This is a genomic window from Campylobacter australis, from assembly GCF_050586305.1.
GTDB lineage: Bacteria > Campylobacterota > Campylobacteria > Campylobacterales > Campylobacteraceae > Campylobacter_A.
Genome location: NZ_JAXUAA010000003.1, coordinates 176672 through 202127 on the forward strand (window position 1 = coordinate 176672; position 25456 = coordinate 202127).

24 protein-coding genes and 10 tRNA genes are annotated in these 25456 nt (G+C 37.7%); 8 read left to right on the forward strand and 26 right to left on the reverse strand.

The window, feature by feature from the left end; translation table 11 throughout:
- Positions 1 to 127 precede the first annotated feature (127 nt).
- The 3 genes from U5B17_RS06050 to U5B17_RS06060 all read right to left on the reverse strand — a co-directional run bounded on the left by U5B17_RS06050 (position 128) and on the right by U5B17_RS06060 (position 2529).
- A complete protein-coding gene (locus U5B17_RS06050; RefSeq protein ID WP_430804463.1) occupies positions 128 to 820 on the reverse strand; it encodes a hypothetical protein in 693 nt (230 codons plus the stop codon).
- Between the two features lie 16 nt (positions 821 to 836).
- Positions 837 to 2069, reverse strand: a complete 1233-nt coding sequence (locus U5B17_RS06055) for a tyrosine-type recombinase/integrase (protein WP_430804464.1) — start codon at positions 2067 to 2069, stop codon at positions 837 to 839.
- Between the two features lie 384 nt (positions 2070 to 2453).
- Positions 2454 to 2529 (reverse strand) — tRNA-Ala (locus tag U5B17_RS06060).
- A 117-nt stretch (positions 2530 to 2646) separates the two neighbouring features.
- On the opposite strand from U5B17_RS06060, the gene U5B17_RS06065 reads away from it, so the two are divergent.
- The 7 genes from U5B17_RS06065 (at position 2647) to U5B17_RS06095 (ending at position 6270) form a co-directional block, all read left to right on the forward strand.
- A tRNA-Gly gene (locus U5B17_RS06065) sits at positions 2647 to 2721 on the forward strand.
- A gap of 11 nt (positions 2722 to 2732) precedes the next feature.
- Positions 2733 to 2818, forward strand: a tRNA-Leu gene (locus U5B17_RS06070).
- 10 nt (positions 2819 to 2828) lie between these two features.
- Positions 2829 to 2902, forward strand: a tRNA-Cys gene (locus tag U5B17_RS06075).
- A 21-nt stretch (positions 2903 to 2923) separates the two neighbouring features.
- Entirely contained in the window at positions 2924 to 3076 is a 153-nt protein-coding gene (locus U5B17_RS06080; RefSeq protein WP_430804465.1) for a hypothetical protein, read from the forward strand.
- Between the two features lie 49 nt (positions 3077 to 3125).
- Positions 3126 to 3215 (forward strand) — tRNA-Ser (locus U5B17_RS06085).
- A 560-nt stretch (positions 3216 to 3775) separates the two neighbouring features.
- The gene (locus tag U5B17_RS06090) at positions 3776 to 5146 is read left to right on the forward strand and encodes a GntP family permease (protein WP_430804466.1); all 1371 of its coding nucleotides are present in this window, start codon (positions 3776 to 3778) and stop codon (positions 5144 to 5146) included.
- Positions 5143 to 6270, forward strand: a complete 1128-nt coding sequence (locus tag U5B17_RS06095; protein WP_430804467.1) for a glycerate kinase — start codon at positions 5143 to 5145, stop codon at positions 6268 to 6270. Before U5B17_RS06090 ends, U5B17_RS06095 begins: the two co-directional genes overlap by 4 nt.
- 67 nt (positions 6271 to 6337) lie before the next feature.
- Here U5B17_RS06095 and U5B17_RS06100 read toward each other — a convergent pair whose 3' ends face one another.
- From U5B17_RS06100 to U5B17_RS06205, 22 genes are all read right to left on the reverse strand, one after another.
- Positions 6338 to 6460, reverse strand: a complete 123-nt coding sequence (locus U5B17_RS06100; protein WP_430804468.1) for a hypothetical protein — start codon at positions 6458 to 6460, stop codon at positions 6338 to 6340.
- A 579-nt stretch (positions 6461 to 7039) separates the two neighbouring features.
- Positions 7040 to 7124: transfer RNA gene (locus U5B17_RS06105), tRNA-Leu, on the reverse strand.
- 16 nt (positions 7125 to 7140) lie between these two features.
- Positions 7141 to 7217: transfer RNA gene (locus U5B17_RS06110), tRNA-Arg, on the reverse strand.
- Between the two features lie 20 nt (positions 7218 to 7237).
- A tRNA-Arg gene (locus tag U5B17_RS06115) sits at positions 7238 to 7314 on the reverse strand.
- Between the two features lie 6 nt (positions 7315 to 7320).
- A tRNA-His gene (locus U5B17_RS06120) sits at positions 7321 to 7397 on the reverse strand.
- Positions 7398 to 7404: 7 nt separating this feature from the next.
- Positions 7405 to 7482, reverse strand: a tRNA-Pro gene (locus U5B17_RS06125).
- 115 nt (positions 7483 to 7597) lie between these two features.
- A complete protein-coding gene (locus U5B17_RS06130) occupies positions 7598 to 9973 on the reverse strand; it encodes a tetratricopeptide repeat protein (RefSeq protein ID WP_430804469.1) in 2376 nt (791 codons plus the stop codon).
- A 7-nt stretch (positions 9974 to 9980) separates the two neighbouring features.
- Positions 9981 to 10685 (reverse strand): hypothetical protein, encoded by a 705-nt coding sequence (locus U5B17_RS06135; protein WP_430804470.1) that lies wholly within the window; start codon positions 10683 to 10685, stop codon positions 9981 to 9983.
- A gap of 58 nt (positions 10686 to 10743) precedes the next feature.
- The gene (locus tag U5B17_RS06140; protein WP_430804471.1) at positions 10744 to 12384 is read right to left on the reverse strand and encodes a multidrug ABC transporter permease/ATP-binding protein; all 1641 of its coding nucleotides are present in this window, start codon (positions 12382 to 12384) and stop codon (positions 10744 to 10746) included.
- Positions 12381 to 13064, reverse strand: a complete 684-nt coding sequence (locus U5B17_RS06145) for a DUF8095 domain-containing protein (protein WP_430804472.1) — start codon at positions 13062 to 13064, stop codon at positions 12381 to 12383. The genes U5B17_RS06140 and U5B17_RS06145 overlap by 4 nt, the downstream gene beginning before the upstream one ends.
- Entirely contained in the window at positions 13061 to 14398 is a 1338-nt protein-coding gene (purF, locus tag U5B17_RS06150) for an amidophosphoribosyltransferase (RefSeq protein WP_430804473.1), read from the reverse strand. Before purF ends, U5B17_RS06145 begins: the two co-directional genes overlap by 4 nt.
- A gap of 149 nt (positions 14399 to 14547) precedes the next feature.
- The gene (gene dapB, locus U5B17_RS06155) at positions 14548 to 15315 is read right to left on the reverse strand and encodes a 4-hydroxy-tetrahydrodipicolinate reductase (protein ID WP_430804474.1); all 768 of its coding nucleotides are present in this window, start codon (positions 15313 to 15315) and stop codon (positions 14548 to 14550) included.
- A 103-nt stretch (positions 15316 to 15418) separates the two neighbouring features.
- Positions 15419 to 15988, reverse strand: coding sequence for a hypothetical protein (locus U5B17_RS06160; protein WP_430804475.1), 570 nt, complete (start codon positions 15986 to 15988; stop codon positions 15419 to 15421).
- A 3-nt stretch (positions 15989 to 15991) separates the two neighbouring features.
- Positions 15992 to 18523 (reverse strand): molybdopterin-dependent oxidoreductase, encoded by a 2532-nt coding sequence (locus tag U5B17_RS06165; protein WP_430804476.1) that lies wholly within the window; start codon positions 18521 to 18523, stop codon positions 15992 to 15994.
- A 104-nt stretch (positions 18524 to 18627) separates the two neighbouring features.
- Positions 18628 to 19017, reverse strand: coding sequence for a hypothetical protein (locus U5B17_RS06170; protein ID WP_430804477.1), 390 nt, complete (start codon positions 19015 to 19017; stop codon positions 18628 to 18630).
- A 1-nt stretch (position 19018) separates the two neighbouring features.
- A complete protein-coding gene (locus tag U5B17_RS06175; RefSeq protein ID WP_430804478.1) occupies positions 19019 to 19570 on the reverse strand; it encodes a DUF2393 family protein in 552 nt (183 codons plus the stop codon).
- Positions 19567 to 20100, reverse strand: coding sequence for a DUF2393 family protein (locus U5B17_RS06180; RefSeq protein WP_430804479.1), 534 nt, complete (start codon positions 20098 to 20100; stop codon positions 19567 to 19569). The genes U5B17_RS06175 and U5B17_RS06180 overlap by 4 nt, the downstream gene beginning before the upstream one ends.
- Complete coding sequence (gene hisIE, locus U5B17_RS06185) at positions 20101 to 20955, reverse strand: bifunctional phosphoribosyl-AMP cyclohydrolase/phosphoribosyl-ATP diphosphatase HisIE (protein ID WP_430804480.1); 855 nt, start codon at positions 20953 to 20955, stop codon at positions 20101 to 20103. It abuts the gene before it with no gap.
- A gap of 94 nt (positions 20956 to 21049) precedes the next feature.
- Positions 21050 to 22165, reverse strand: coding sequence for a prohibitin family protein (locus U5B17_RS06190; protein WP_430804481.1), 1116 nt, complete (start codon positions 22163 to 22165; stop codon positions 21050 to 21052).
- A 13-nt stretch (positions 22166 to 22178) separates the two neighbouring features.
- Positions 22179 to 23093 carry a branched-chain amino acid transaminase gene (locus tag U5B17_RS06195; protein ID WP_430804482.1) on the reverse strand — a complete coding sequence of 305 codons (915 nt, stop codon included), beginning with the start codon at positions 23091 to 23093 and terminating at the stop codon, positions 22179 to 22181.
- Positions 23094 to 23193: 100 nt separating this feature from the next.
- Positions 23194 to 23691 carry a thioredoxin-dependent thiol peroxidase gene (gene bcp, locus U5B17_RS06200; protein ID WP_430804483.1) on the reverse strand — a complete coding sequence of 166 codons (498 nt, stop codon included), beginning with the start codon at positions 23689 to 23691 and terminating at the stop codon, positions 23194 to 23196.
- Positions 23688 to 23891 carry a tautomerase family protein gene (locus tag U5B17_RS06205; protein WP_230056759.1) on the reverse strand — a complete coding sequence of 68 codons (204 nt, stop codon included), beginning with the start codon at positions 23889 to 23891 and terminating at the stop codon, positions 23688 to 23690. Before U5B17_RS06205 ends, bcp begins: the two co-directional genes overlap by 4 nt.
- An 86-nt stretch (positions 23892 to 23977) precedes the next feature.
- Between U5B17_RS06205 and U5B17_RS06210 the strand changes: the two genes are divergently transcribed.
- Positions 23978 to 24382 carry a hypothetical protein gene (locus U5B17_RS06210; RefSeq protein ID WP_430804484.1) on the forward strand — a complete coding sequence of 135 codons (405 nt, stop codon included), beginning with the start codon at positions 23978 to 23980 and terminating at the stop codon, positions 24380 to 24382.
- Here U5B17_RS06210 and aroC read toward each other — a convergent pair.
- Positions 24377 to 25450: a chorismate synthase gene (gene aroC / locus U5B17_RS06215; protein ID WP_430804485.1), complete on the reverse strand. Its 1074-nt coding sequence runs from the start codon at positions 25448 to 25450 to the stop codon at positions 24377 to 24379. The two genes, U5B17_RS06210 and aroC, sit on opposite strands and share 6 nt — an antisense overlap.
- Between the last annotated feature and the right edge of the window lie 6 nt (positions 25451 to 25456).

Sequence of the window (25456 nt, forward strand, 5' to 3'; positions counted from 1 at the left end):
AAAAAATTTCTTTTTATTTTTATAATTTTATAATTTTTTGTGCGTAAGGGGGTAAAAAATATTCTAGTAAAAAGAGATAAAAGCCCTAAATTATGGGCTTTTTAATATTACAGGAAAAAATTTCTTTTTACTCTGTTTTTGTGTCTTTTATGCCATAAAATTCAACTATTTTACCGCCTAAAATTTTATCCCTAAACTCTGCCCCTTTTAATGGGATTTGATATACTTGGGCTAAATTTTCTATTTTTTCGTAAAAATCAGCTTTAAAAGCTGATATTTTTTTGCTTTGCTCGTATCTTTTTATAACTTCATTATGCTCTTTAAAAAGCGAATTGGTATAATATTGAAAATCACATAAAGCATTCATCGCTAAATCTGCGCTAGTAAGTGGAATTAGTTTGTTATTAAAATCGGTATAAGGCTTTCTTTTTTCTATTTTTATCTCATCTAGAGCGGTAAGTGCATATTCTAAACTACTTTTAAAAGCGTTATATCTAATTACTTCAATCGGCATAACTTCATAAGTTCTATGAATGCAATCTGATAAAAAACTTAAAAAGATATTAACAAAACGCGTTTTTGTTGTTTCGTGAAATAAAAAAGGGTGGTAAGGTGCAAAAAGTTCAATATCAAAACCGATTTGTAATTCATTATTTTTTACACTATCAAAAAAATTTGCTTGTGCTCGGTCTAAATCTGTAATAATATTGTTGTAATTTTCAAAAGGTCCGCTTAATGCGTATATAACTTTTTTAGCTTCTCGTAATACTTTTTGCTTAGCCGCCTCTTTTTGCGTGCTGTTTGTTCTTGGCTCTGCCATCGTGTATCCTTTATTTTTAATATCTACTCTCTAACTCATCTAAATAATCACTCCACCACTGCCAAAGCTTACCCCTATCATTTAAGCGTTGTGAGCGGTCATAAGTAGCCTTTATCTTGTTACGCTCTTTATGGTCTAAACAAAGCTCAATAAGCTCACTATCAAAGCCGTGAGCGTTCATCATCTCATTAAGTAGGGTGCTTGCTGTTGCTCTTATGCCGTGAAATACCATATCATCGTTAAAGCCCAACCGCTTTATTGCATAGTTTAGAGTATTTTCACTTAGTGGCTTTTGCTTACTTATATCACTTGGGAATACATAAGCCCCGTTTGCGTATTGCTGTTGCTCTCTTAATAGCCTGCTTACTTGCTTACTCATCATTAATACAAAATCGCTTTTTAATTTCATTGTTTCGGCTGGGAATACTATGCGATTATTGTCAAAATCTACAAAATCCCATTTTAGCCCCCTGATGTTAGCTGAGCGTAAAAAAGTATGTAAGCCAAAAATTAAAGCTTGTTTTGTATGGTGTGAGCCTTGATAATTATTAAAAGCCTTTATTAGCTCGCTTAGCTTTTTTGGCTCTGTTATTGCTCGGTAGTTGGTAGTTTTTGAAGTCTTAAAAGCGTCGACAAAAATTATCTCTCTTGTGTAGTTTCTATCTACATAATCAAGCATTAAAGCATAATCCATTATTTTACGAAGTAGCCAAAACACTCTTTTTGATGTATCGTGTGTTATGCCTTTTTTACTCTCTGCTTCCTGGATTTTCTCTATCGTATAAATAAAATCGATTCGCTTAAGCTCTCTTATGTCTTTATCTTGCAAGTATGGCATTAAATATTGTTCTATGCGTTTAACACTGCGGTTAAAGTCTGATAAGCCTTTGCTTCGCTCTTTTTCTATCCACTTATTAGCTACTGCTTCAAAGGTTACTTTGTCTGGGCGTTGTGATAATACCTTGATATTATTGCCACGCTCTTTTTGAGTGGTTAGCTCGTTTGCCTTGGCTCTTGCTTCGGCTAATGTTATAAACGGATACTTGCCTATCGTGATTTGGTTTATCTTGCGTTTTGGGTCGCCTTTGATGGTGTATCGGTAGTAAAATGTTTTGGTGGTAGTGCCATTTTGATTAAGAGCAACAAAGACATATAAAAAAGGTGTCGACTGGTCTTTTAACCAAACTCTTTTTTTATCCTTTGGGATTTTAAAATTTTTTAATTCTATCTCTTTAAAAAAAGTTGCCATTGTATAAAACCTTTTAAAATTTCTGCCCGTTTTTTGTGTAAAAATGTATATTCTTTATCTGCCCTTTTGGGAAATCATACAACCCCCACAAAGTCCGATTTTATCGTGCTTATCTTGTATGGCCAAAATTTGCGTTATACTCAAAAACATACTCAAAGCACTTTTTCGATTTTTAAAAAACCCCTAAATTTGGGTATTTTTAAATTGTTTCTGAATATGTAAATTTTTCAACATACTCAAACATATTCAAACACACACTTAAAACATCAAAATTGAGCTAAATCGCATTTTATCGTATGAAAGCTTACTGAATTATAAAAGCCCGTATTTTAGGGGCTAAAGTGAAGTATTTTGAAGCTTTTGAAAGCTTAAGAAATGCTTATCTGGTGGAGTTAAGCGGGATCGAACCGCCGACCTCTTGAATGCCATTCAAGCGCTCTCCCAGCTGAGCTATAACCCCAAAAAATGAAATTACATTTTACATCAAAAAGGCTTATAAAAATTTGAAATTTTATTAAAATTTATCAAAATAAAATAAAATTTTAAGCAAATTTTGGTTAGAATTGCAATTTTTGATGCGGGAATAGCTCAGGGGTAGAGCACAACCTTGCCAAGGTTGGGGTCGCGAGTTCGAATCTCGTTTCCCGCTCCAGTTTATGCAAAGCCCAGGTGGTGGAATGGTAGACACAAGGGACTTAAAATCCCTCGGATTTTTTTCCGTACCGGTTCAAGTCCGGTCCTGGGCACCACTTTGTAATTGGCGACATGGCCAAGTGGTAAGGCAGAAGCCTGCAAAGCTTTTACCCCCGGTTCGAATCCGGGTGTCGCCTCCAAATTTACAACAGGAGTGAGCTATGAAGTTTTTATCTTTGTTGGTTGCAGCTATGTTTTTTGTCGGTTGCTCAAACACTTGGCATGGCGTTAAAGAAGATGCTCATAATGCTAAAGAGTGGACAAAAGATAAAGTTAATGACGGTGCTACTTATGTAAAGGAAAAAACTGAGTAGTTATAGCAAATTTTAAGCTAAATTTGCTATAATTCACAAGTTCTTTTTGCGGGAGATGGCTGAGCGGTCGAAAGCGGCGGTCTTGAAAACCGTTGAGGTGTGAAAGCCTCCTGGGGTTCGAATCCCTATCTCCCGGCCACTTACTTTAAAAATTTCATTCTAATTTATTACTTTTTGTAACAAAGTTTTGAAAAATGTTTTTTCACTGCTTTACTACAATATTGTTTATTTAAAATATAAAAATATTATACTACTTTAGTAGATCAAACGATCTTATAATGTTTAAGATAAAACAAAAATATCAAAATTTTTATTAGTATACTATTTTAAATTTCATCATCTAAGTATTTTATTTTAAAAAATAAAGTATCAAAACCTTATCTAAGAATAAAAACTCTAAAAACCCGTATATATATCTTAAAGATAAAATATAGAAGTAAAACATCAAAAAACTGGTAAATTTCAAGTCGTTTTATGCTAAAAATTTTAAACTATATTTGATATATTTTTTAAAACCCTAACTTTTGAGATAAACTCTATCATTTTTTAAAATTTAAAATTCTTAAAACCATAATCATTTTACTCCTTAAATTCTAAAAATTTTCATAACATAAAAATAAAATAATAAAACTAAAAATTTTTATAGATTTTATATAAAAAATACGCTACTATTGATAAAATTTTTATAAAGGAGAATTCATGACGGGTATCGGACTTATTGTAATATTTGTTATAGCTATTGCTTTGATGATTTGGATGATATCAAAGCTAAATGTTCATCCATTTTTGGCATTGATGCTTACATCGCTCGCACTTGCGCTAGTGGCTGGAGTAAATGTTAGCAAAATTCCAGCTATCATAGGCGATGGCTTTAGTGGTATATTTAAAAGTATCGGCATCGTTATCATTTTTGGCGCACTCATAGGAATGGTACTTGAAAAGACTGGTGCTGCTTTAAAGTTGGCTGACATGGTTGTAAATGTTGTAGGCTCAAAGCGTCCAGAACTTGCAATGTTGATAATGGGTTGGATCGTAGGTATCCCAGTTTTTTGCGATAGTGGCTTTGTCGTGCTTGATCCTATCCGCCGTGCACTTCGTAAAAAGATCGGAGCAAGCCCAGTGGGTATGGCTGTTGCGCTAAGTGCTGGCTTGTATGCCTCGCATGTTTTTATCCCTCCAACTCCTGGTCCGATAGCTGCGGCTGGAGCGATTGGGGTTGATTCAAATTTATTACTTGTGATTATTGTGGGTGCGGTAGTTTCTATCCCAGTGCTTACAGCCGCTTATATGTATGCAAAATTTATCGGTCCAAAGATAGACCTTGTTGAAAATGATACTGAACTTTCTAAGGGCTATGAGGAGCTTATTAAGGAATATGGAAAGCTTCCAAGTGGCTTTTTAAGCATTGCGCCGATACTAATGCCTATCATTTTCATGGCACTTGGTTCTATAGCTAAAGTTGCTGGAGTTAGTGGCACGGCTGGCACACTACTTGCCTTTTTGGGTAATCCTATAATCGCGCTTGCCATTGGCGTTGTATTTGCTATTATTTTGCTTCTTGATACAAATAAAATTTCGATTTTTAATACTTTAACAAACGATACGCTAAAAGTTGTAGGTCCTATACTTTTTATCACTGCAGCTGGTGGTGTGCTTGGTAAAGTTATCACTGAGGCTGGATTTGTTGCTTACATCAAAGAAAATGCACAAGTTATTAGCGCGGCTGGAATTTTCTTTCCATTTATCATCTCAGCTATCCTAAAAACCGCACAAGGTAGCTCAACTGTAGCCATCGTCACTACTGCATCTATCATGGGTATGTTTAGCGCTGGAGACTCACTGATGAGCGCGCTTGGTTTTACGACTGAGATAGCTGGTGTGCTTGTTGTTATGGCTATTGCAGCTGGTGCCATGTGTGTCTCTCATGCAAATGACAGCTATTACTGGGTTGTTACAAATTTCAGTGGCATGAACCCACAGCAAGGCTATAAGACGCAGACTACTTTAACCCTTATAATGGGTATAGTAGGTATGCTTAGCGTATTTGTTTGCTTTTTGGTTCTTTTATGAGAATTTTGGTTGCAATAGACTCATTTAAGGGCTCACTAAGCTCGCTTGAGGCTGGCAATGCCGTTAAGAGTGGTATCAAATCCTTTTGTGATGAGGTTATAGTAAAACCTGTGGCAGACGGTGGCGAGGGCACTGTAGAGGCCCTCGCTGATGCACTTGGCGGTAAATATATCGATGTCATAACGCAAAATCCACTAGGTGTGAAAATTTTAGCTCGCTATGCGATGGTTGGCGAGTTGGCTATTATGGAGATGGCATCTGCTTCTGGTCTAACTTTGCTTGAAAAAAATGAGCGTAACCTGCTAAAAACAAGCACTTATGGATTTGGATTGATGATAAAAGATGCCATCAAAAAAGGTGCTAGAAAATTTATCATCGGTATAGGTGGAAGTGCTACAAATGACGCTGGTACAGGTATGCTTAGTGCTTTGGGTTTTGTTTTTTACGATAAAAGTGGAAATTTTCTTGAAGGAAACGGCGCGAACCTTTCTAAAATCGCTAAAATTTCAACTCTAAACACAATAAAAGAGCTAAAAGAGTGTGAGTTTTTGGTTGCCTGTGATGTGGATAATCCGCTTTTTGGAAAAAACGGTGCAGCCTATGTTTATGGACCGCAAAAAGGTGCTGATGAAGCCATGGTAAAAGAACTTGACTCCGGACTTGTTAGCTTTGCTAGTGTCGTAGATAAAGAGATAGTAGCTCAGACTTGGAAACTTCGCGGTTCTGGTGCCGCTGGTGGGCTAGGGTATGGTTTTGTAAGTTTTTTAAATGCAAAACTAAAGCCTGGAGTGCAGATTATAACTGAGGAAATTTCGCTTGAAGATGAGATTAGGATGGCTGATCTGGTCATAACTGGCGAGGGTCGTATGGATTTTCAAAGCTCTATGGGCAAGACACCAACTGGCGTGGCAAAGCTTGCTAAAAAGTATGACAAGCCTGTTATTGCTCTTGCAGGGAGTGTTTCAAAATGTGCTAATGAGTGTAATAAAAATGGCATAGATGCCTTTTTTAGCATACAAAATGAGCCTATTAGTCTTGATGAGGCAATGAAAAAAAGTGTTGCTAGTGAGAATTTAAAACGAGTTAGTGAGCAAGCAGTAAGGCTATTTTTGCTTAGAAGATAAATTTCAAGGGGCGTGTTTTGCCACCCCCCCCCACTCTTTTTTTAGCTATATTTGTCAAATTTGCTTTTTATATATTGCTTTGTTTTTTCTTATTTGGATCTTTAAAAATTTGCTCTATTTCTCCACACTCAACCAAATCACCCATATGAAAAAAGCCAGTATAGTCTGAAATTCTAGCCACTTGTTGCATATTATGAGCTTGTTAAACTCATACCCAAGCTCTATACTCCTCTACAGCTCCTAATGAACTATCGTCGCACTATATGGATAGATAAATTTTCTACACTCAAAAAAGTGTTATGATAACGGCAGATGAGACGCTGATGTGGCAAGTCATTGTAAATTTGGTTGAAAAGCGCTTAAATACTCTTTAGATGAGGTAGTTATAGGCTTAGTGAGAGAGGGTGGCATCAAGGTAAAAGATAAAGCTAATAACCAAAAAATACTTTAAAACTAGTGACAATAATAATACAAATTCATTTGAGCTAAGGCTTGACATTGTAAAACAAATACTAAAAATTCATAATTTTGAGCTAGCTACAAACTCATAAAAGGATGAGAGCTTAGAATTTGGATTTAAATTTTTATAATATTAAATTTTACATTTTTCTTTTTAGTATAAAATCATTAAATCAAAATTATATTTTTAATTATTTTAGTTTGTATTTTGAGTAAAATTTTGTTTAGTAAGAGATATTAAAAGGTAAAATTCATTATTTTTGCAGACTAGCTTTTGTAAAAAAACTATAGAAAATATAATATCAAAGTATGGTGCGGATGAGAGGACTTGAACCTCCATGCCGTGAAGCGCCAGATCCTAAGTCTGGTGTGTCTGCCAATTTCACCACATCCGCACAAAACAAAACAAAGTGGTACGCCCAAGAGGATTCGAACCTCTGGCCTACGGCTTAGAAGGCCGTTGCTCTATCCAGCTGAGCTATGAGCGCATGTTGGATAATCCAAAAAGTGGCGCGCCCGATAGGAGTCGAACCCATAACCTACAGATCCGAAGTCTGTCGCTCTATCCAATTGAGCTACGAGCGCCCAAAATGGGGTGAGTGATGGGAATCGAACCCACGACCCTCAGGACCACAATCTGATGCTCTAACCGACTGAGCTACACTCACCATGTCATGGTCGGGGTGAAAGGATTCGAACCTTCGGCCCTCTGGTCCCAAACCAGATGCGCTAACCAGACTGCGCTACACCCCGTAGTGTGAGTAATGTGCCACTACGTCATTAAAAAAGCGTATTTTAACTAAAAAAAGTTTTATTGTCAATTAAAATTTGCTTAATTTCATAAAAATTTAAAATTTTCAATAAACGCTTATTTTAGCAGTTCTAAAGACGCTTTGCAAAGTGAGACGAATTCATTATCGATGTTGCTATTTATGCATTCATTTAAGTATTTTCTTGCTTCGTTTGGCTCTTTTTGTGCTATATATATATCAGCCATTAAATTTAGTGCACGACTGCGTTCGAGCGGTTTTAGTTTTAGGTTTAAGATGTATTTCGCCTCATCAAGTGCATCAGCTAAATTCCCCATTTTTAATGAAGCGTGCGAGTATAAGAAATTTAGATCCGGCGTAAAAACATTTATACGCACTGAATTTGCTAACTCTAACGCCTTTTTTGCGTATGTGGTTGTATTTGCGTAATCACTCTTGCTAAAGGCAAATTTTGCTAGTGCGTCAAAGCTTTCTATTATCTTAAAGTCTTGCCCCCGAAGCTCTTCGATGGCGCTCATCGTCCTTATGGCGTCATTTAATCGGTTTAGTTTAATAAGCGAATAAAAGCGGTCATAAAGTGCCGGTGTAGGGTCAGCATAAGGTACGCTAGCACCTAAAGAGAGTGCGTCATTTGCGGCATTTACACTATCTTCATACATTTTTAATTGTCTTAAATCAGCAGCAAGCTTAACTAGCCACTCGACTCTATCCTCAAGATTTTTATCTTGTATGTGAGACTTGGCTAAATTTAGGGCTTTTTCGTGGCGAGCTGTGCGTTTTAAGCAGTCATGCAACTTAAATTGCGGAAGCTCTAGCGTGTTTATATCATATGCTTCGAGTAAGTTTATCACTATCTGGCAGTCATTATCTCTAATGCCTTGTTGGGCTAGTGCCAGAGCTGAGCGGTTTATGATATCCATTGAAGCAGTTAGGTTAAGATCCTTTGCTTGTTGTGTAAATTCAAGTGCTTGCTTATAGCGTTTTTCATTAAAATTTAGCTCAATTGCACTAGCAAGCGCCTTTATGCCTATATCACTTTTGTCGTACTTTTGCATTAAAAGGTCGTAGTATTCGTAAAGCTTAGTGGAATTTGTCTCTCCAAGATCAAAAAATAGCCTATCTATAGTTCTTTGAACCTCTGCCAGATAATCTCCGTCCTTAAATTCTTTCTCGTAGCGTTTTAGATAGTCGTATGCCTTTTGTGTTTGGTTATCATCAGCAAGCGCAATACCTAAATTTTTAAGCGCAACTTCGTAAAATTCGCTTTTTGTACTATCATCATTTGCTATTATCTCATAAATTTTAGAGGCTATATCGTGCATATTTCGTTCATCAAAAATTTTTGCAAGATCCATGGCTTTTGGCTGGTTGGCTAGGAAAAATTTCTGATTTGCATTTAGTATTTTTATAATGTAGTTTTTAGCCTCTTCAATGCGGTCTTTTTCGATGTTTGCACTTGCTAAGCTAAGCGCGGCTCTACTTGCGATATCGATATCGTCGGTATTATAAAGGACATATTCGTATAGCCCTGTCGCCTCTTTTTGACCAGAGTTTTTATAAATTTCATCAGCATAATCAAGCATCGCAAGCTTGCTAAATTTAGACTTCGTATGCTCTGTTTTTAGTAGATCTACTGTGTATTTTGCATCGCTGTTTAAATTTTGCTTGATATATGCGCGAGTTACTAGGTAAAGTACTTCTGGATAGTTCTCATCAGAGGCAAATTTACGCATCCAAGCCTTGCCCTCTTCAACGATATTTGTATGATCAAAGTCTATATCTATGGCGTCTTCTTCATTTTCTAAAGCTTTTCCCATAGCCCTTAGTCGATAAAGTAAAAATTCACTTGAAAATATACTATTTGGATGGCGAGTTATCGCACTTTTTGTCTCTGATAAAACTCGGTTAAAGTTGCTAGCTTCGTAGGCTTGTTTAATGTTTATGTAAAGATCTATATCGTTGCTATCCATAGCCTCCATCGGTGCTTTGCTAAAGTCAAGCGCTCCGATACTTGGCAATAAAAGCTCATCAAATTTGGGTGCAAAATTTATACCATTTTGGGCATTTTTGTCAAATTCGCTAAGTTTTGGGTCTATTACTATGCTAAAACGCTTGGAAATTCTGGAGTTATTTTTAAAAATTTCGCTATTTTCATGAAGTTTATTTTCTAAGTTTAAAAGCCTAGAATTTGCCTTTGGAAGCACTATGATAAAGAGCTTGCCATCTTGTTTTTTATAGCGTATATCCATTAAAGCAAGATCGACATCATCGATATTTACCATGCCATCATCATCTATCATGCACGCAAAGCGTTTTGTGTTATAAGCAAGGATCTGCTCTACACACTCAAATTCATTTTCATCGCTAAGCGTTATAACGCTATATGGCTTGCCATCATCTGTGCCACTGTTTATACTAAGTGTTAGGCTAAGAGCTAACACGGGCAAAAGTAAGATGGCTAAAAATTTTTTCATCTATATTTTAAACCTTGGTAAGCTTTACAAGCTCAAAGCAGTAGCCTTTTAAATTTGGCGCATATAGTAATGCAACAACGCCCTTTATATCGTCATTTTGTTCAAATTTTATCTCATCATCAAGTAGGCATATTTTTACTTTATCGCCATTTTTTATCTTGCTAACAAGGGAAAAATTTAACCCTCCAACAAGCCTTAACTCTTGTGAGTTTATCTTATAAACAACACTTCCATCAAAATTTTCCAACTCTTTTAGCTCACATAACTTACCAGTGGTTTGATATTCATCTTGTTTTGTGTCTGCTAAGATGATGTTTTTATCTAAAATTTCTAAAAACTCAAATAGCATTTGTGCATCAGGATGAGTAAAAAATGAGCTGTCTATGATGATATTTTCAGCGTCTTTTAGCCATTCACAAAGGGTTTCAAATTCCTCTTCGCCGACATTGCACTCACCACTTAAAAAGCCATCATCAAGCTCATCAAAGTAACTTTGTGTAGCACCAGAGTACTTGCAAAGTAGGGCTAAAACATAGCTTATAGAGCCTATTTCACAGCGTATGTGAGCGTCTTTGTTAAGCGCAGGATCTTGAAAATATGATATATACCTATACTCGCAGAGCGATAACTCGCTAGCTAGTTTTTCATTTGTTAAGCTTAGTAAATTTGCTAGGCTTAATGTTTTTTGGTGGTTGAAATTTACAAACTTCATCTGCCGCCTTTAAGATTTTTAAATATTTTATACAAAAACCTTTTAAAAAAGGGTAAATTTAACTCTCTTCTAACTTGCTTGTAGCATCTTTGCTTGCACTTTCGCGCTCAGCACCCACTAACTCTCTTATCGTGCCATCTTTTGCTAGGAAAATTCTTTCTGCTACATCAAAATACCCATCATCGTGGCTGATAGCCAGTATGCTAACCCCACGCTCTTTTAAAAGCGGTAAAATTTCTCTATAAAATACTCGTTTAAATATCGGATCTTGATCTGCCGCCCACTCATCAAGTACCAAAAGTCCTGGGTTTTGAAGTAGTGCTATAAATAGGCTCAAACGCTTTCGCTGACCCTGTGAGAGGGATGTCGTGCTAAGTTTTGCTTGTACAACCTTAACCTTATCATCTATCTCAAGCAAAGACAAAAGCCCATCGACTTGATCTTTGCTGGCTTCATTTGCATTTTCATCAATGACTTGAGAAAATAAGTAAAAGTCGCTAAATATCGCACTTATATTTGTTTGATACTCTCTTAAATTTTCTTCAGTAACTGGGTTTGAGTCGATTAGAATTTCTCCACTATTTGGACGCAAAAGTCCGCACAAGACATTTACAAATGTACTTTTGCCGCTGCCATTTTTACCTATTAAAAATACAATCTCACCGCGCTTTATGCAAAAGTTTATATTTTTAAGTCCAAAACCTTGAGCGTATGAAAAATCTACATTTTTTAGGCAAATTTCTTGCCAGTTTTTAAACAAATTTTCACGCTTTTTAAAATCAGCTTTAAAATTTACAAACTCTAGTTTTGAAATTTTATCTAGGCTAACTTTTGCACTAAGTGTAGTTGGTATAGCGCCCATCATTGATAAAATAGAGCCACGCAAAAATAGTATCGCAAGGCTCATCGTAACAGCTGTTTCAAGGCTAGCGAGCTCATAAGCAAGACATAAAAATATACAAAGCCCAACAAGACCTAGAAGCATTATATTGCTAAAGTTGTTGCCGATAGAGTGGTAGATGTCAGTTTTTATCATACTTGCCATCTTTTCATTTGCTACCACATCAAGCTCGCCATAAGTTAAAAACGCTCGCTCTGGGCTTAGGCTAAGCTCTCTGTGACCCTCTACTATGTCGTTGTAGCTCGCTTGCAGCTCATCATCTTTGGTTCGTGAGATTTTAAAATTTTTATGTACATGCTTCATCAAATAGGCGTTTATCAAAAGTATCACGCTCATCCAAACAGCAACAAAGATGAAAAGCTTGGGCGAGATGTAAAATAGATATGCACAAACAGCAAATAAAAAAACAGAGCCTTGAAGCAAGCTTGGCGCACTCATGAAGGCAAAGGATATGGTCTTTATGTCGCTATTTAGACTTGCGATGATTTTTGCTTTGCCGATCATATTTATCTGGGCGTTTGGTGTGTCTAAAATTTGCTTTACTAAGCGTTTTCTTATAGTATAAACAAGCTTATGCCCGAAATTTGAAAGAGTGATATTTGCATAAACTGAGAGCACAAAAAAGGCAAGCAAAAGCCCAAGAAATTTTGCTAAAATCAACCCGTCAAAGCTTTTAATGTTTAAAAGCTCATCATTTATAAACGCTAAAGTTGCTACGCCAAGCCAGCTATATACAAGTGTTAAAATAGTTATGAGCAGGAGTTTGGCGATGTTTGCCTTTAAAATTTCTCGTATCATTTTATCTCGCAGATAAAGTCTAGCACCCTAGCTTGCTTGATAATGTCATCTGTAAGGGAGTTTTTAAACTCATCTTGTTTGGTAAGCTCATCTATGTAGTTTGCTTTTTCGTCACTAAAAAGCGTATCTATAATGGCAAAATCGCCCACAAGCGCGCCTTTATTTTTTTGTAAGATGAGTTCTATCTTGCTTGCAAATGGTGTGCGTAAATTTTGATTTAAAAATGGATAGTAGTTACTTACAGTCCTTGCAAAAAGGGGATTTTCTTTGCTCCAAGTGGTACAAATCCCATTACTTGCGACAAAGACCATGCTTTGTATAAAGCCTGGTTTTACTTCATAAATTTTTATGCCTTTTGCATTGTAAAGCTTGACTTTTTGGTCTAAATTTATGGTTTGATTTGTATCTAAATTTAGTAGCACTAAGCCGATTTCGCTTAACTTTTGTATAATAAAATTTTCTTTACCGGTTAAAGTTTTAAGATGAGTAATATTTGCTATATCGCTTACATTTTTATCGTTAAATTTTGCATAAAACCCCATCTTTTGAAGGCTTAAGTCATTTTCATAATACTCATACAAAATAGCTTTTGTAATTGTGGTGCTAGTCTCTTTTTTTGCGGCACAGCTAGCAAAAAGTACTGTAAAAGCCGCAAGAAAAACTAGCCTAAAAAACTTCATTTTATAAAATAGTCCCCATCAAAACTTACTAGCGAGTATTTTCGCTCATTACCAAGACTGCTTTTTAACTCATCAATATCTAAAAACTCAAGACTATCAGCACCGATATACTCGCGCACTTGCTCAACGCTTTTGTTTGCACTTATAAGCTCTTCAAAGCTTGGCGTATCAATGCCGTATCGCTCAGGGAATTTTAACTCAGGGCAAGCCACCCTAAAGTGTATCTCGCGCACTCCAGCATGACGAAGTAGCTCGACTATCTTTTTTGATGTCGTCCCACGAACTATGCTGTCGTCTATAACTACGACGCTTTTATCTTTTAATACTGAGCTCATTGGATTTAGTTTTAGCTTAACTTTTAAATTTCTAATCTCTTGTGTTGGCTCGATAAATGTCCTGCCAACATAGTGGTTACGCACGATAGCTAGCTCAAATGGTATGCCACTTGCATTTGCATACCCAAGTGCCGCAGGAACACCGCTATCTGGTACAGGTATAACAAAGTCAGCCTTTACCTCACTTTTTTTAGCAAGCGTTTCGCCCATTTTTTTGCGAGCTTCATAGACTGATTTACCTTCTATAACGCTATCTGGACGAGCGAAATAGATGTACTCAAACGCGCAAATTCTAGGCTCTGGCTTAAAGAGCTCTATACTTTCAAACTCACTCTTTCCGTGCTCAAATATTATCATCTCGCCAGGTTTTACATCTCTAATAAACTCAGCCTCGACAAGATCAAATGCGCAAGTTTCACTAGCTATGATATATCCACCATCTTTTAAACGCCCTAAAGATAGAGGTCTAACTCCGTAGCGATCCCTAACGGCAAAGACTTTGTGTCTGGATTGAAAGAGCAGGCAATATGCTCCTTTTATCTTTTCTAGGGCTGAGATGATGCGCTCTTTTAAATGTAGGCTGTGGTTTTTTGCGATGAGATGTACGATATTTTCTGTATCCATATTTGTTTGAAATATCGCTCCATCATGGATTAGATCATTTCTAACTTCATCTTTATTTACTAAATTTCCGTTATGAACGACTGAAATTTGTCCTAGTGAGTAGTTTGCAGCTATTGGCTGAGCATCGCCACTAGAGCTTTTGCCAGCGGTTGCGTAGCGATTATGTCCGATAGCCATATCGCCTTTTAACTCATTTATGATTTTTGCTGAAAAGACATCGGTGACAAGCCCATTTCCTTTAAATGTTGTTATCTCTGCGTTGTCACAAACACTTATGCCACTTGCCTCTTGCCCCCTATGCTGCATAGCAAATAACGCATAATACACAGTCTTTGCGGCACTTGGCGAGTTTATAACGCCCACTATTGCACACATTTTTACCCCTTTTTAGTTTTTTAAATTTCTAAAACATTAAATACTTTAGGCTCTGCATTATCACCTAAATTTGCTACTCTTTTTTGTATAAAATTATGAACGCTTGATAGCATTTTAAGTCCATAATTTTATAAAATTTATTAATTTCGTCAAAGCCCCAAGCAGTCGTTTATGCTGTATCTTGCGTTTGGTTGATTTACTAGCCAAATCGCTGCTTTTATAGCCCCTTTTGCAAAGGTTGCACGACTTGTTGCAGTGTGATTTAGCTCGATAAACTCACCGTCATTATAAAAGCCAACGGTGTGCCTGCCAACGATGTCGCCACCACGAAGTGCCATAACTGCAATACTATCTTTTTCACGCTCTCCACTTATGCCCTCTCTGCCAGTTATCATAACATTTTTTAGCTCTAGTTCTCTTGCGTTTGCTGCTGAATTTGCAAGGGTTAGGGCGGTGCCACTTGGTGCGTCTTTTTTATGTTTATGGTGCATCTCAACTATCTCTATGTCAAATTCACGAAGTGCTTTGGATGCGGTAAAAACTAGGTGGTTTAGTATAGCAACTCCAAGACTCATATTTGAAGCCCAAAGTATTGGCATGGCGTTACTTGCTGTATTTATAAGTGCGTCACCTTCTTCGCCAAGTCCAGTTGTTCCGATAACTAGTGGTTTTGGATTGGTGCGGGCATAGTTTATCAAATTTATTGCACCTTGTTTTATCGTAAAGTCAATCACAACATCGCTATTTGCAAAAAGCTCATCAAGGTCATTTGCTATAAGTATGCTTTTATCAAGATAATGAGTGATCTCATCGACTGAATAAACCACATTTAGTTTCGCTTTTTCATTGCCATTTAGGCACCTTGCTATCTCTTGTCCCATCTTGCCACTAGCGCCGTGAATGCCGATTCTTATCATAGGTTGCTCCATAAATTTTATGCTTTGATTATATTAAAAAAGGGATAAAAAGTAAGTTAAACTTTAGTTTTAAAACAAAGGCAAGGGGCTTTAAGCCCCTATTTTACTCAGTAGGCGCCTTGCTTTGTAGGAAACGGTTTAGAGTCTGCACCTCTTCGCCCGTAAGAGCTGAGTTGCCTATCATGGATTCAACCACGCTTGGCCAGACATTTGCGCTAAACTCATCATACCCATGCAACGCATGACAGCCACCACATCGCTCTTTAAACAAATTTTCACCAGCCTTGTGAATGATGCCTATATCGCCTACTAACGCATCTTTTTTCACAAAGCCTTTTAGCGTGACCTCATCCCACTCATTATCATAGTCATCTTTGTGTTTTTTGATGAGTTTGAATGATTTTGGATTTGTCGCTGTGATGTCATGCTCTAAAACTCCCACTTTTGCGTAAGCGTTTGGTGTCTCTCCTGGTACAAAGCCAGTATATGTCACCTCAACATAGCCGTTTTGTTCGGCTCCTGTTTTGACTTTTGCTCCGATAAAAAGCTCTGCTATGCTCTTGCCACCGACCTTATCTAAGATCGGTGCAGGAGTATTTACAAACATATCAGCTGCAAACAAACTACCAGCTAGTAACGCACCCATAGTGCTAATAGCTAAAATTTTATTCATCCATTAACCCTTCTTGCTAAATTTTGGTTGCGAAAAGACTTTAAGCTCCGGAAGCTCATCGTCAAATTTTTCAATCTGCACAAGTGCGGTTGCTTGGTTGCCCATGGCTAGGCTTGAAGTTGGCTCATTTGGGATTAAGACATTGACATTGCCGTGTTTGCAAAGTCCGTTTTTATCTGGATCCCACCAGCCACCTTCTTGCATTCTAACAACACCTCGCTTGACATTTTCAGTCACTATTACACCGCCTAGTATCTCACCTCTGTCGTTATAAATTTTAACTACATCGCCAGTTTTTAGATCTCTGGCTTTGGCGTCATCTGGATGTATCCATATCGGCTCTCTGCCTTTAATCTCTTCAAGGTTTCTTAGCCAAGTGTTATTTAGCTGGCTGTGAAGGCGGTATTTAGGGTGTGGCGATACTAAATTTAGCGGATACTTTTTAGTCTTATTGCTTCCTAGCCACTCCATCGGTTCCATCCATGTTGGGTGTGCTGGGCAGTCGGCATAGCCTGCTTTTTCTATCTTTTTAGATACGATCTCTATCTTGCCAGATGGTGTGCCTAGGCGGTTTATGATAGGATTTTTTCTAAAATCTGCCATTTTGACATACTCTTTTGCACTTTGTGGGACTTCAAATTTTACAAAGCCCTTCTCCCAAAATTCCTCAAAGCTTGGCATAGGGATGTTGCTTGCATCTGCCTTTTTCTTTGATGCATTGTAGAAGTGCTTGATCCAGTCCATCTCGCTCTTGCCTTCAGTAAAGGCGTTAAACTCTTTTTCGCCAATTTGCTTTAAGATGCCGCTGTAAATTTCATAGTCATTTTTAGCTTCGCAGTATGGCTCGGCGATTTTATGCATAGCTATGATAAATTTATTTGTGTGTGATTTTGTGATATCATCACGCTCTTGCTCGGTTGTGGCAGGAAGCACGATGTCCGCCATCCTAGCAGATGCCGTCCAAAAGCAGTCTTGCACGATAAATGTGTCTAGCTTTTCAAATGTCTTTGCCATCATTTTTGTATCAGGATGGTGGTGATATGGATTTCCGCCTGCCCAGTAGGCAAGTTTTAACTCTGGGTATGTGAGCTTTTTGCAGTTAAAATCAACCTCTTTGCCAGGATTGTTTATACAATCAAGAATTCTAGAGACCGGTATAGCGATATTATCACGATTTTTCCATTCACCATCAATGCTTGGCACTATACTCATTGAGCCAAGTCCAGGAAATGCCGCAGATGTAGATGTCGTAGCACCTTGCGAGCCATTTAAATTTTCGCTTAATGCGTTGCCAGTAGGGGCTGCTGGACTAGGGCAACCGCCGTCTGAATAGTGATAGCCAAAGCCATATCCGCCGCCCTCAGTACCGATCTGTCCAATAAATACCGCTAGCACTGTCATCATCCAGTGAAACTGCTCGCCATGATGCGCTCTTTGCGGACCCCAGCCGCCCATTAGCATAGTCGTTTTGCTGCCAAAAATTTTGGCTAGTGTTTTTATGTCTTGCTCATTTACACTGCAAATTTTAGCCGCCCAAGCCGCATCTTTTACTACCTTATCTTCGCCTTCGCCTTTTAAATACGCCTTAAACTGCTCTGCACCGCTTGTATATTTTTTCAAGAAATTTTCATTTGCGACGCCAGCCGCCATCATCTCGTAGCAGATTGCCATCATTAGCGGTATGTCTGTTGTAGGATTTACAAATATATGCTCGCTGTCTAGATATTTGGCTGTGTTGTTATAGACTGGATCGATCGTGATGACCTTTACGTCACGCTTTTTCATCTGCTCTTTTAGCTTTTTAAAGTAGATGTAGCTCTCGTGATCTGGCACACCCCATGCGATTTGGTTTGTGTTTATAGGATCTGCTCCCCAGATGACTACGACTTCAGTATGCTTTAGTATCATAGGCCATGCTGTTTGAAGGGCATTACTCTCATCAGTGCCCGTGATGTAAGGCATGATGGCGCGAATGGCATGCGTTGAGTATGTAAGCGTTCTTGTAGTGTAGCCACCAAGGATATTTAGCATTCTGCCAAGTAGAGCTTGCGGGTTATTTACGCTACCGACGCTATACCAGCCGTAGCTACCACCATATATCGCACTTGCGCCGTGTTCTTTATAGACGCGTTTTAGCTCATCGGCTACTAGCTTATACGCCTCATCCCAGCTTATCTCGACCCACTCATCTTTGCCGCGCTTGCTCTTGTCGCTTTTGTAGCCTTTTTCAAGGTAGCCCTTTCTAACGCTTGGCTTTGCGATACGGGTTTGATCGTATGTCCTAGCTAAAACGCCTTCTGTTAGCGTAACAGGAAAGAAGTCTATCTCTGTCGCGTCCATCATACCTTCAAATTTGCCGTTTTTGCTTAAGCCTTTTATCGCACCAAAATGGCTCGCACTCATCTTTGCTGGCATGTCGTTCATTAAGTTATCACTAATGAAGCTTGAGGCATTTACACCACTAGCACCAGCCGCTACTGCAGCAGCACCTTTTAAAAAATTTCGTCTTTGCATTTTTTCTCCTTTGGTTAGCAAGATTAGGAGTAGTGTAACGCAAAATTTGTTAAGGATTGCTTATATTATTAAGAAAAAATATTACTTTTTGTAATTTAAGTTTTATTTTGATATCGGTATTGGTTTTAGAAAAAATATAGCAAATTTTTAGATATTATCCTGTCTTTTGTGCGTTCGTGTTTGCTGGCTCTCCAAGCCATAGCACATAGCTGATGGGTATCGTTTATGTCAAATTTTATCTTTGTTAGGTCTATGTATTCTACTCTTAAGCAAACTTGCTTATCAAGTATGACTGGAGCTATAGTTAGGTTTAAATCACCAATAGTGCTCAATCTTGCACGAGCAGAGCGATAAACATCTATCTCATCAAGGATGGTGTTTATTTTTGTGGCTGCGTATTTGACATCTATATTTTGAGATTCTTTTATAAAAAGAGGGATAGATAAAGATGATATTATGGCTACGAAAACACCTATGACAACGATGTCTGTAAGAGAAAAATTTTTGATATCCATCTTAGTAGCAGCTTATTTTAGTTATATGCATAGTTTTGCTAAAATATGGTGGAAACGGCATGCTTACAGTAAATGGCACACTTTTTTTAGCAGGAAGGTTTTTTACGACGCTAAATTTGTACTCAACGGTATTTGGTTTGTCATTTTGGTTATCGTTAAAAAGCCATGAAAACATGCTAAGTCCGCTTGGTTTGAATAAATTTTCGCCTTTTAGAGTATCTTTGTTTAGTGGTTGATTTACAAGTTTTACTGTAAAGTTACAGTTGCTTATTGTAAAACGACCGATGTTTGTAACCGTGCCTTTAAAAACAATACTTTCGTTCATTAATACTCGATAGCTTGTTACATTATCTAGTCTGCCTTTTTTTGTATATTTGTCAATAACCAACATCAAAAAGACAATAAGTGCAGTTGTAACTAAAAAATTTGTAAAAATAAGTGGTATCAAAAGCTTTCTATCTGCCCTTGTTGAAAGTATTAAAAAAAGGACAGACAAAAGAGTTAAAATACCGATAATAGCATAATGTACGATAGTAAAATAGCTAGCGCTCATTCAAAACACTCCGTTTTTACTGTTGTATTATAATCAATAAAAGCAAAATTTTCTACAACAGTTGTAAGCTCTTTAGTCACACCTGGATGCAGTGGCTCACCTATATATATCGACTTTACGCGAAAAGGATTTATAGCATTTACAAAATTTTTAAACTCTTGGTCTGAATTTGCATAAAAACTGATGTTTATTTTGCAAATTTGAAATGTATTTTTAGATAAATTTGTAATGTTTAGATCTATGACAAGATTATCAGAGTATTTTAACTGTTTTAGATAAAGGGGTGAAATTTCAGTTGGTCTAAGCCTTTTTGAAAGCTCTAAATTTGCGTAATACCCTCCTACAAAAAGTGCTATAACATCAAGTAAGATGATTAAAAAACCGATTTGCCACCACCACTTTATGGTGCAGTAAAAACCAATTAGCATTAAAAAAATAAAGCATAAAACAACCCATCCATACGCCATGTAGTCAATCAAATTTGCATTTGCAAGGATAAATAACAGGTCTTGGCGCAGTGTTGTTAGCATTTAGCTTTGCCTTGAGTTTTTCTCATCAATCCCACTTAGCCCAAATCTACGAGCAAGTTCGGTTTTGATACGCTCTGGATGGATATTGTGCATTGCAAGAGCTACAATCGTGTGAAAGCAAAGATCAGCTGCTTCATACACCATATCTTCTTTATTTTTTTGTAAAATTTTATTAAGATTTACAATCTCATCTGTAAGCATAGCTATATCTAAGATGCTTAGCTCGTCTTTTACTTCGGTAGTTGTTTGGCTTAAAATTTTGTTTATTTTTTGATTTGCAGTATCTAGGCGTTCGTTTGCGCTGGCGATATTTTGTGAAATTCTGGTAACATCCTTGCCAGCCATAACAAATTCAGTCGCCTCTTCGCCTACTTTTTTTAAGATGGCATTTTCTCCTTTTGAAAATAGCTTTGCAACATACGAACTTTCAGGGTTTGCATTTAGCTTGCGCTCAAGCACAACATGATAAAGCTCGTCGATGATGTCATAGCTTGGCTGTGAGCTAGGCGATGGTTTTTTGGTTTCTATATTTAAATTTTGCAAATTTATTTGGTTAAAAAAGCAAGACTTTGCGCCAGTATGACAGGCTGTACCGCCATTTTGTATGACTTTTAGTAGCAGTGTGTCATTATCACAATCAAGGCTAGCAGATACGATTTTTTGTGTGTTACCACTCTCTTCGCCCTTTTTCCAGATACGATTTTTAGTGCGTGAAAAGTAGTGAGTATAGCCTGTTTTTAGGCTTAGATCTAGCGCTTCTTCGTTCATATATGCAAGCATTAAAATCTCATTTGAGCTATCTTCTTGAACTATAACAGGTAGTAATCCGCTAACTTTTTGCCAGTCTATATTCATCATTTTTCATTCCAAATTTGTATCAAATTTAAACGCTTTTATAAGAGCTTAAATTTAGACAAATAGTGGCAAGGTCAAGCCTTGCCAGTTTTATTTATTTTTCTATCGCGCTTTGTTTTGCTTTGTCTTTTGTGTCAACCCAGATATTTGGCACTGCACCACCCGGTGTTAGGAAAATTTTTGCGTCACTATTTTCACGAAGCGCTTCGTTAAATTTGCCTTGAGTTTCAATCTGTTTTAGGTGTAATAGATTGATATCTAAGCTTTTTGCAACCTCTTTGTTTGCATATGCTTGCGCGTCAGCTTCTATTTTTACAGCATCTGCCTTACCTTGTGCCTCTATGATAACTGCCTTTGCTGTACCCTCAGCAAGAGCTGCCTTTTTTAAAGCCTCTTGGTTTGCACGCTCAACTTCATACTTCGTTCGCTCAGCCTCTTGTTTTGCTATTTGAACGCGCTCGATCTGCTCTTTTACTTTCTCAGGCAAGATTATCTCACGAAGCTGAACTGTGAGTAGCTCGACTGGCTTATTTGGCTGAGCGTCGATGTCTTTGCGGATACCATCATCTATTGCGGTTGCTATCTCGTTACGCTTTGTCGGAAGCTCTTCTGCTGTGTATTTGCCAGCTATGCTTCGCACCACATCACGCACGACAGGATCTACTATCTTGCTCTCCCAGCTAAAGCCCCATGCAGCGATGGTTTGTGGTGCATTTTCTGGATTTAGGCGGTACTGAACTGTGATGTCTATACTAACTGGTAAGTTTCTGGCGTCTAAGACCGAGATAGAGTTTTTGCGGATTATGCCCGCTGTGTTTATGCTTTTTATCGCTCCTTCACCCATATCTTCGCCTGATGTGTAGTTTATAAGTCTTACACGAGTATCAACGATAGCCACTTTTTGGATAAATGGTATGAAAAAGTGAAAGCCTGGCTGAAGTGGACTTGGCTCGTATTTACCCGCGGTTGATTTGATACCGACTTCACCTGAGTTTATGATGACAAATGGCTGAGTTATAGCTATGATGGCAACTATAGCTATGATAACATACGCTACAGCACCAATTTTACCAAAGCCATCAGGCATTTTTGGCTTTTTAAAATTCATTTTTGGTGGCTCATTTGAGTCACCTCCGCCACCATTTGACCCACCGCTTGAGTTGGTATTTTTGTTCTTTTTGTTAAAATAGTCATTTAAATCTGCTGGCATTTCTTTCCTTAAATTAAATATATGTTAAAAACGATGAGTATTTTTCATTTCGTCCGTAAACTACATCAAAATACGCATCTTGTAAGCGTTTTGTAACCTCTCCACACTCGCCACTACCAATCACACGGTTGTCGATATTGCTTATCGGGGTTACCTCGGCTGCTGTGCCTGTAAAAAACGCCTCATCGGCTGTGTAGGCTCTATCTCTTGTGATACGCTCACGACGAATTTCTATGCCTAAATCTTTTGCTATCATTAAAACCGTATCTTGCGTTATACTAGCTAGGCTGTTATCATTTGGCGGGGTTATTAAAACACCGTTTTCAACTATAAAAAAGCACTCGCCTGGACCTTCTGAAATGTATCCTTCGCTATCTAGCAACAACGCCTCGTCATATCCAGCGTCTTTTGCTTCATAGTTTGCCATTTGCGAGCTTAGATAGTTTGAGCTAGCTTTTGCACGGCTCATTTGTCCTGCGACATTTAGCTTTGTAAAGCTTGAAATTTTTACTTTTATACCCTTTTTAAGCCCCTCTTCACCAAGATACGCTCCCCACTCCCATGCGGCAATAGCTGTATTTACAGGGGCTTTTGTGTGAGCAAGCCCCATTATGCCATACCCTAGATAAACTAGTGGGCGGATATAGACATTGCCTTTAAATTTATTTGCTCGAAGTAGCTCTACTTGCGCCTCTTCTAGCTCTTTTTGGCTAAATTTTATATCCAAAACGGTCATTTTAGCCGACTTAAAAAGCCTTTTTGTATGCTCATCAAGGCGAAATATAGCCAATCCCTTATCCGTCATATAAGCTCGCGTACCTTCAAATACGGCATTTCCATAGTGTAATGAGTGTGTTAAAATATGCACATTTGCTTCATCCCATTTTACAAGTTTTCCATCCATCCATATAAACTCAGATGCGTTCATTTTATGCCTTTCAGATTAAATTTGCCCCAATTCTAGCAAAAAATGTTTAACATTTCCCATAGGTGTGTTAAATTTGCAGTTTTAAGGCTTATTTTCTAGGTTATTTTACGAGATCAGCCAAGACTTTTGCGGCATGATCTTTTGCTTTTACACTTTTATAAACCTTTAAAATTTTACCATCTTTGCCGATAACAAAAGTTGTGCGAACTATGCCAAGATACTCTTTGCCGTAGTTTTTTCGTACTTGCCACACACCATAAAGCTTAGCTACCTCTTTGTCTGGATCGCTTAGCAAGATGTGTTTTAGATTTTGCTTTGTGCTAAATCCAGCATGACTTTTCACACTATCAGGACTAACCCCAACTATAATGCTATCTGCACTAATAAAATCATCATAAAGTGCACTAAATTCGCATGCTTGCGTTGTGCAACCTGGTGTGTTGTCTTTTGGATAGAAGTAAAGAATAACATTTTTACCCACAAAATCTTTTAAATTAACACTTACCCCATCGCTATTTTCTAGGCTAAAATTTGGAGCCATATCCCCATCTTTTAGTGTCACTTTGCGCTCTGTATCCTCTTTGCTAAATTCATTCATTTGCTTTCCTTTAATACATTTTCAAGACTCATACCGCCAGTACCTATCGAGCTTGCATCAAATGTTTCGATATAAATTTGCACCCTTTCACGCTTTTTACCAAGCACGCTCACCATAGTTTGCGTTATCTGAGATATAAGCTCTTGTTTTTGTTCTTTTGTGGGTTCTGGTCCAGCCATTTTTATGTTTATAAAAGGCATATCTTCTCCTTTGTTTTTGTGTAATTTTAAAATTTAAAAGATAAATAAAGCTTTAAAATTTTAAAATAACGAAAAAAGGATGGAAAATGGATTACAATAAATCAAACCGTGGTGTCGTCTGCTTTTTTTATAATCTTATGCAAAAGCCTATTTTTTTTATAGCTCTTGCACTCTTTGCTGCACTCTTTGCTGCATTTTTAAAATTTACATCCTTTGATGAGGTGCAGCTTGGTATGCAAAATGTTGCATTTTATGCACTTTGTGTGCTGTTTGCTGGACTTTTGTTTATCTCGCTTAATCCAAAAAGCTTTATAATAAAACTTGCTGGCTTTTTAATTTCTTTGCTAGCAACTTTTGTTGCATTGCATAATACAAGTGAGCTTGACTCGCCTCTGTTTTATGTTCTTTTGGCGTTTGGTGCGCTTTTACTTTATTTGGTTTTAAGCTGGTTTGTTTATAACGCAAGAAGTAGCGAGATAAACGATTTATAGTCCATAGGCTTTTTTTAAATTTGCTAAATTTGACGAGGCATTTAAAAGTAGCATATCGGCTAAAACAAGCCTTATCATCGCTGTTGTCACAACGCTTCCACGCACACCAATACATGGATCGTGCCTGCCACGAAGCTCAAAGCTAGTATCTTTGCCTTCTAAATTTATGCTATGTTGGGATTTAAATATCGATGGCGTAGGCTTAAAATGGCTTTTTATGACTATTTGCTCGCCATTACTCATACCGCCAAGTATGCCACCAGCATGGTTTGTAAGAAATTTTTCCTTTTGGCTCATTTGGTCATTATTTTGCGAGCCTTTTAGGCGGCTTGCATTTACCCCTTCGCCTATTTCTACTGCTTTTACTCCGTTTATACCCATTAAAGCAGCCGCTAAAGCAGCATCAAGCTTATTATAAAGCCCCTCTCCAAGACCAGCTGGCACACCACTAGCTATGCTTAATACGCTAGCTCCGATACTATCGTGACTTTCGCGAGCTTGCATGATAAGCTCTTTCATCTCGTTTTCATTACCAAGAGAAAAAATTTCAGAGTTTTGCGCTAATTGCCAATCTATAGGATCAGCTGTCACATTGCCTACGCTTAAAACTCCACTTTTTGTGCTAACCCCAAATTCATCTAAGAGCATTTGCGCAAAAGCTCCACCAGCTACACGCACAGCAGTCTCTCTGGCTGAGCTTCGTCCACCACCACGGTGATCTCTTATGCCATATTTTGCAAAGTAGCTAAAGTCAGCATGCCCAGGACGAAAAATTTCACGCAAGTTTTCATAGTCGTTTGACTTTTGATTTGAGTTAAATATCGCAAAACCTATCGGCGTACCAGTACTTAAACCATCAAAAATTCCGCTAAATATTTCAACCTTATCAGCTTCATTTCTGGCTGTAGCAAATTTATTTCGTCCTGGTCGTCTTTTGTTAAGCTCACTTTGTAAAAAATCAAGATCGATTTTAATACCCACAGGAAAGCCGTCTATAACGCCACCTATGGCTACACCATGGCTTTCTCCAAATGTTGTAAGTCTTAGTTTTTCTCCAAAAGTATTCATCTAATG

Excerpts from the sequence above, each read along its gene's own strand:
- U5B17_RS06050 (WP_430804463.1), bottom strand. The coding sequence starts at position 820 with ATGGCAGAGCCAAGAACAAACAGCACGCAAAAAGAGGCGGCTAAGCAA.
- U5B17_RS06055 (WP_430804464.1), bottom strand. The coding sequence starts at position 2,069 with ATGGCAACTTTTTTTAAAGAGATAGAATTAAAAAATTTTAAAATCCCA.
- U5B17_RS06080 (WP_430804465.1), top strand. The coding sequence starts at position 2,924 with ATGAAGTTTTTATCTTTGTTGGTTGCAGCTATGTTTTTTGTCGGTTGC.
- U5B17_RS06090 (WP_430804466.1), top strand. The coding sequence starts at position 3,776 with ATGACGGGTATCGGACTTATTGTAATATTTGTTATAGCTATTGCTTTG.
- U5B17_RS06095 (WP_430804467.1), top strand. The coding sequence starts at position 5,143 with ATGAGAATTTTGGTTGCAATAGACTCATTTAAGGGCTCACTAAGCTCG.
- U5B17_RS06100 (WP_430804468.1), bottom strand. The coding sequence starts at position 6,460 with ATGCAACAAGTGGCTAGAATTTCAGACTATACTGGCTTTTTTCATATG.
- U5B17_RS06130 (WP_430804469.1), bottom strand. The coding sequence starts at position 9,973 with ATGAAAAAATTTTTAGCCATCTTACTTTTGCCCGTGTTAGCTCTTAGC.
- U5B17_RS06135 (WP_430804470.1), bottom strand. The coding sequence starts at position 10,685 with ATGAAGTTTGTAAATTTCAACCACCAAAAAACATTAAGCCTAGCAAAT.
- U5B17_RS06140 (WP_430804471.1), bottom strand. The coding sequence starts at position 12,384 with ATGATACGAGAAATTTTAAAGGCAAACATCGCCAAACTCCTGCTCATA.
- U5B17_RS06145 (WP_430804472.1), bottom strand. The coding sequence starts at position 13,064 with ATGAAGTTTTTTAGGCTAGTTTTTCTTGCGGCTTTTACAGTACTTTTT.
- purF (WP_430804473.1), bottom strand. The coding sequence starts at position 14,398 with ATGTGTGCAATAGTGGGCGTTATAAACTCGCCAAGTGCCGCAAAGACT.
- dapB (WP_430804474.1), bottom strand. The coding sequence starts at position 15,315 with ATGATAAGAATCGGCATTCACGGCGCTAGTGGCAAGATGGGACAAGAG.
- U5B17_RS06160 (WP_430804475.1), bottom strand. The coding sequence starts at position 15,988 with ATGAATAAAATTTTAGCTATTAGCACTATGGGTGCGTTACTAGCTGGT.
- U5B17_RS06170 (WP_430804477.1), bottom strand. The coding sequence starts at position 19,017 with ATGGATATCAAAAATTTTTCTCTTACAGACATCGTTGTCATAGGTGTT.
- U5B17_RS06175 (WP_430804478.1), bottom strand. The coding sequence starts at position 19,570 with ATGAGCGCTAGCTATTTTACTATCGTACATTATGCTATTATCGGTATT.
- U5B17_RS06180 (WP_430804479.1), bottom strand. The coding sequence starts at position 20,100 with ATGCTAACAACACTGCGCCAAGACCTGTTATTTATCCTTGCAAATGCA.
- hisIE (WP_430804480.1), bottom strand. The coding sequence starts at position 20,955 with ATGAATATAGACTGGCAAAAAGTTAGCGGATTACTACCTGTTATAGTT.
- U5B17_RS06190 (WP_430804481.1), bottom strand. The coding sequence starts at position 22,165 with ATGCCAGCAGATTTAAATGACTATTTTAACAAAAAGAACAAAAATACC.
- U5B17_RS06195 (WP_430804482.1), bottom strand. The coding sequence starts at position 23,093 with ATGAACGCATCTGAGTTTATATGGATGGATGGAAAACTTGTAAAATGG.
- bcp (WP_430804483.1), bottom strand. The coding sequence starts at position 23,691 with ATGAATGAATTTAGCAAAGAGGATACAGAGCGCAAAGTGACACTAAAA.
- U5B17_RS06205 (WP_230056759.1), bottom strand. The coding sequence starts at position 23,891 with ATGCCTTTTATAAACATAAAAATGGCTGGACCAGAACCCACAAAAGAA.
- U5B17_RS06210 (WP_430804484.1), top strand. The coding sequence starts at position 23,978 with ATGGATTACAATAAATCAAACCGTGGTGTCGTCTGCTTTTTTTATAAT.
- aroC (WP_430804485.1), bottom strand. The coding sequence starts at position 25,450 with ATGAATACTTTTGGAGAAAAACTAAGACTTACAACATTTGGAGAAAGC.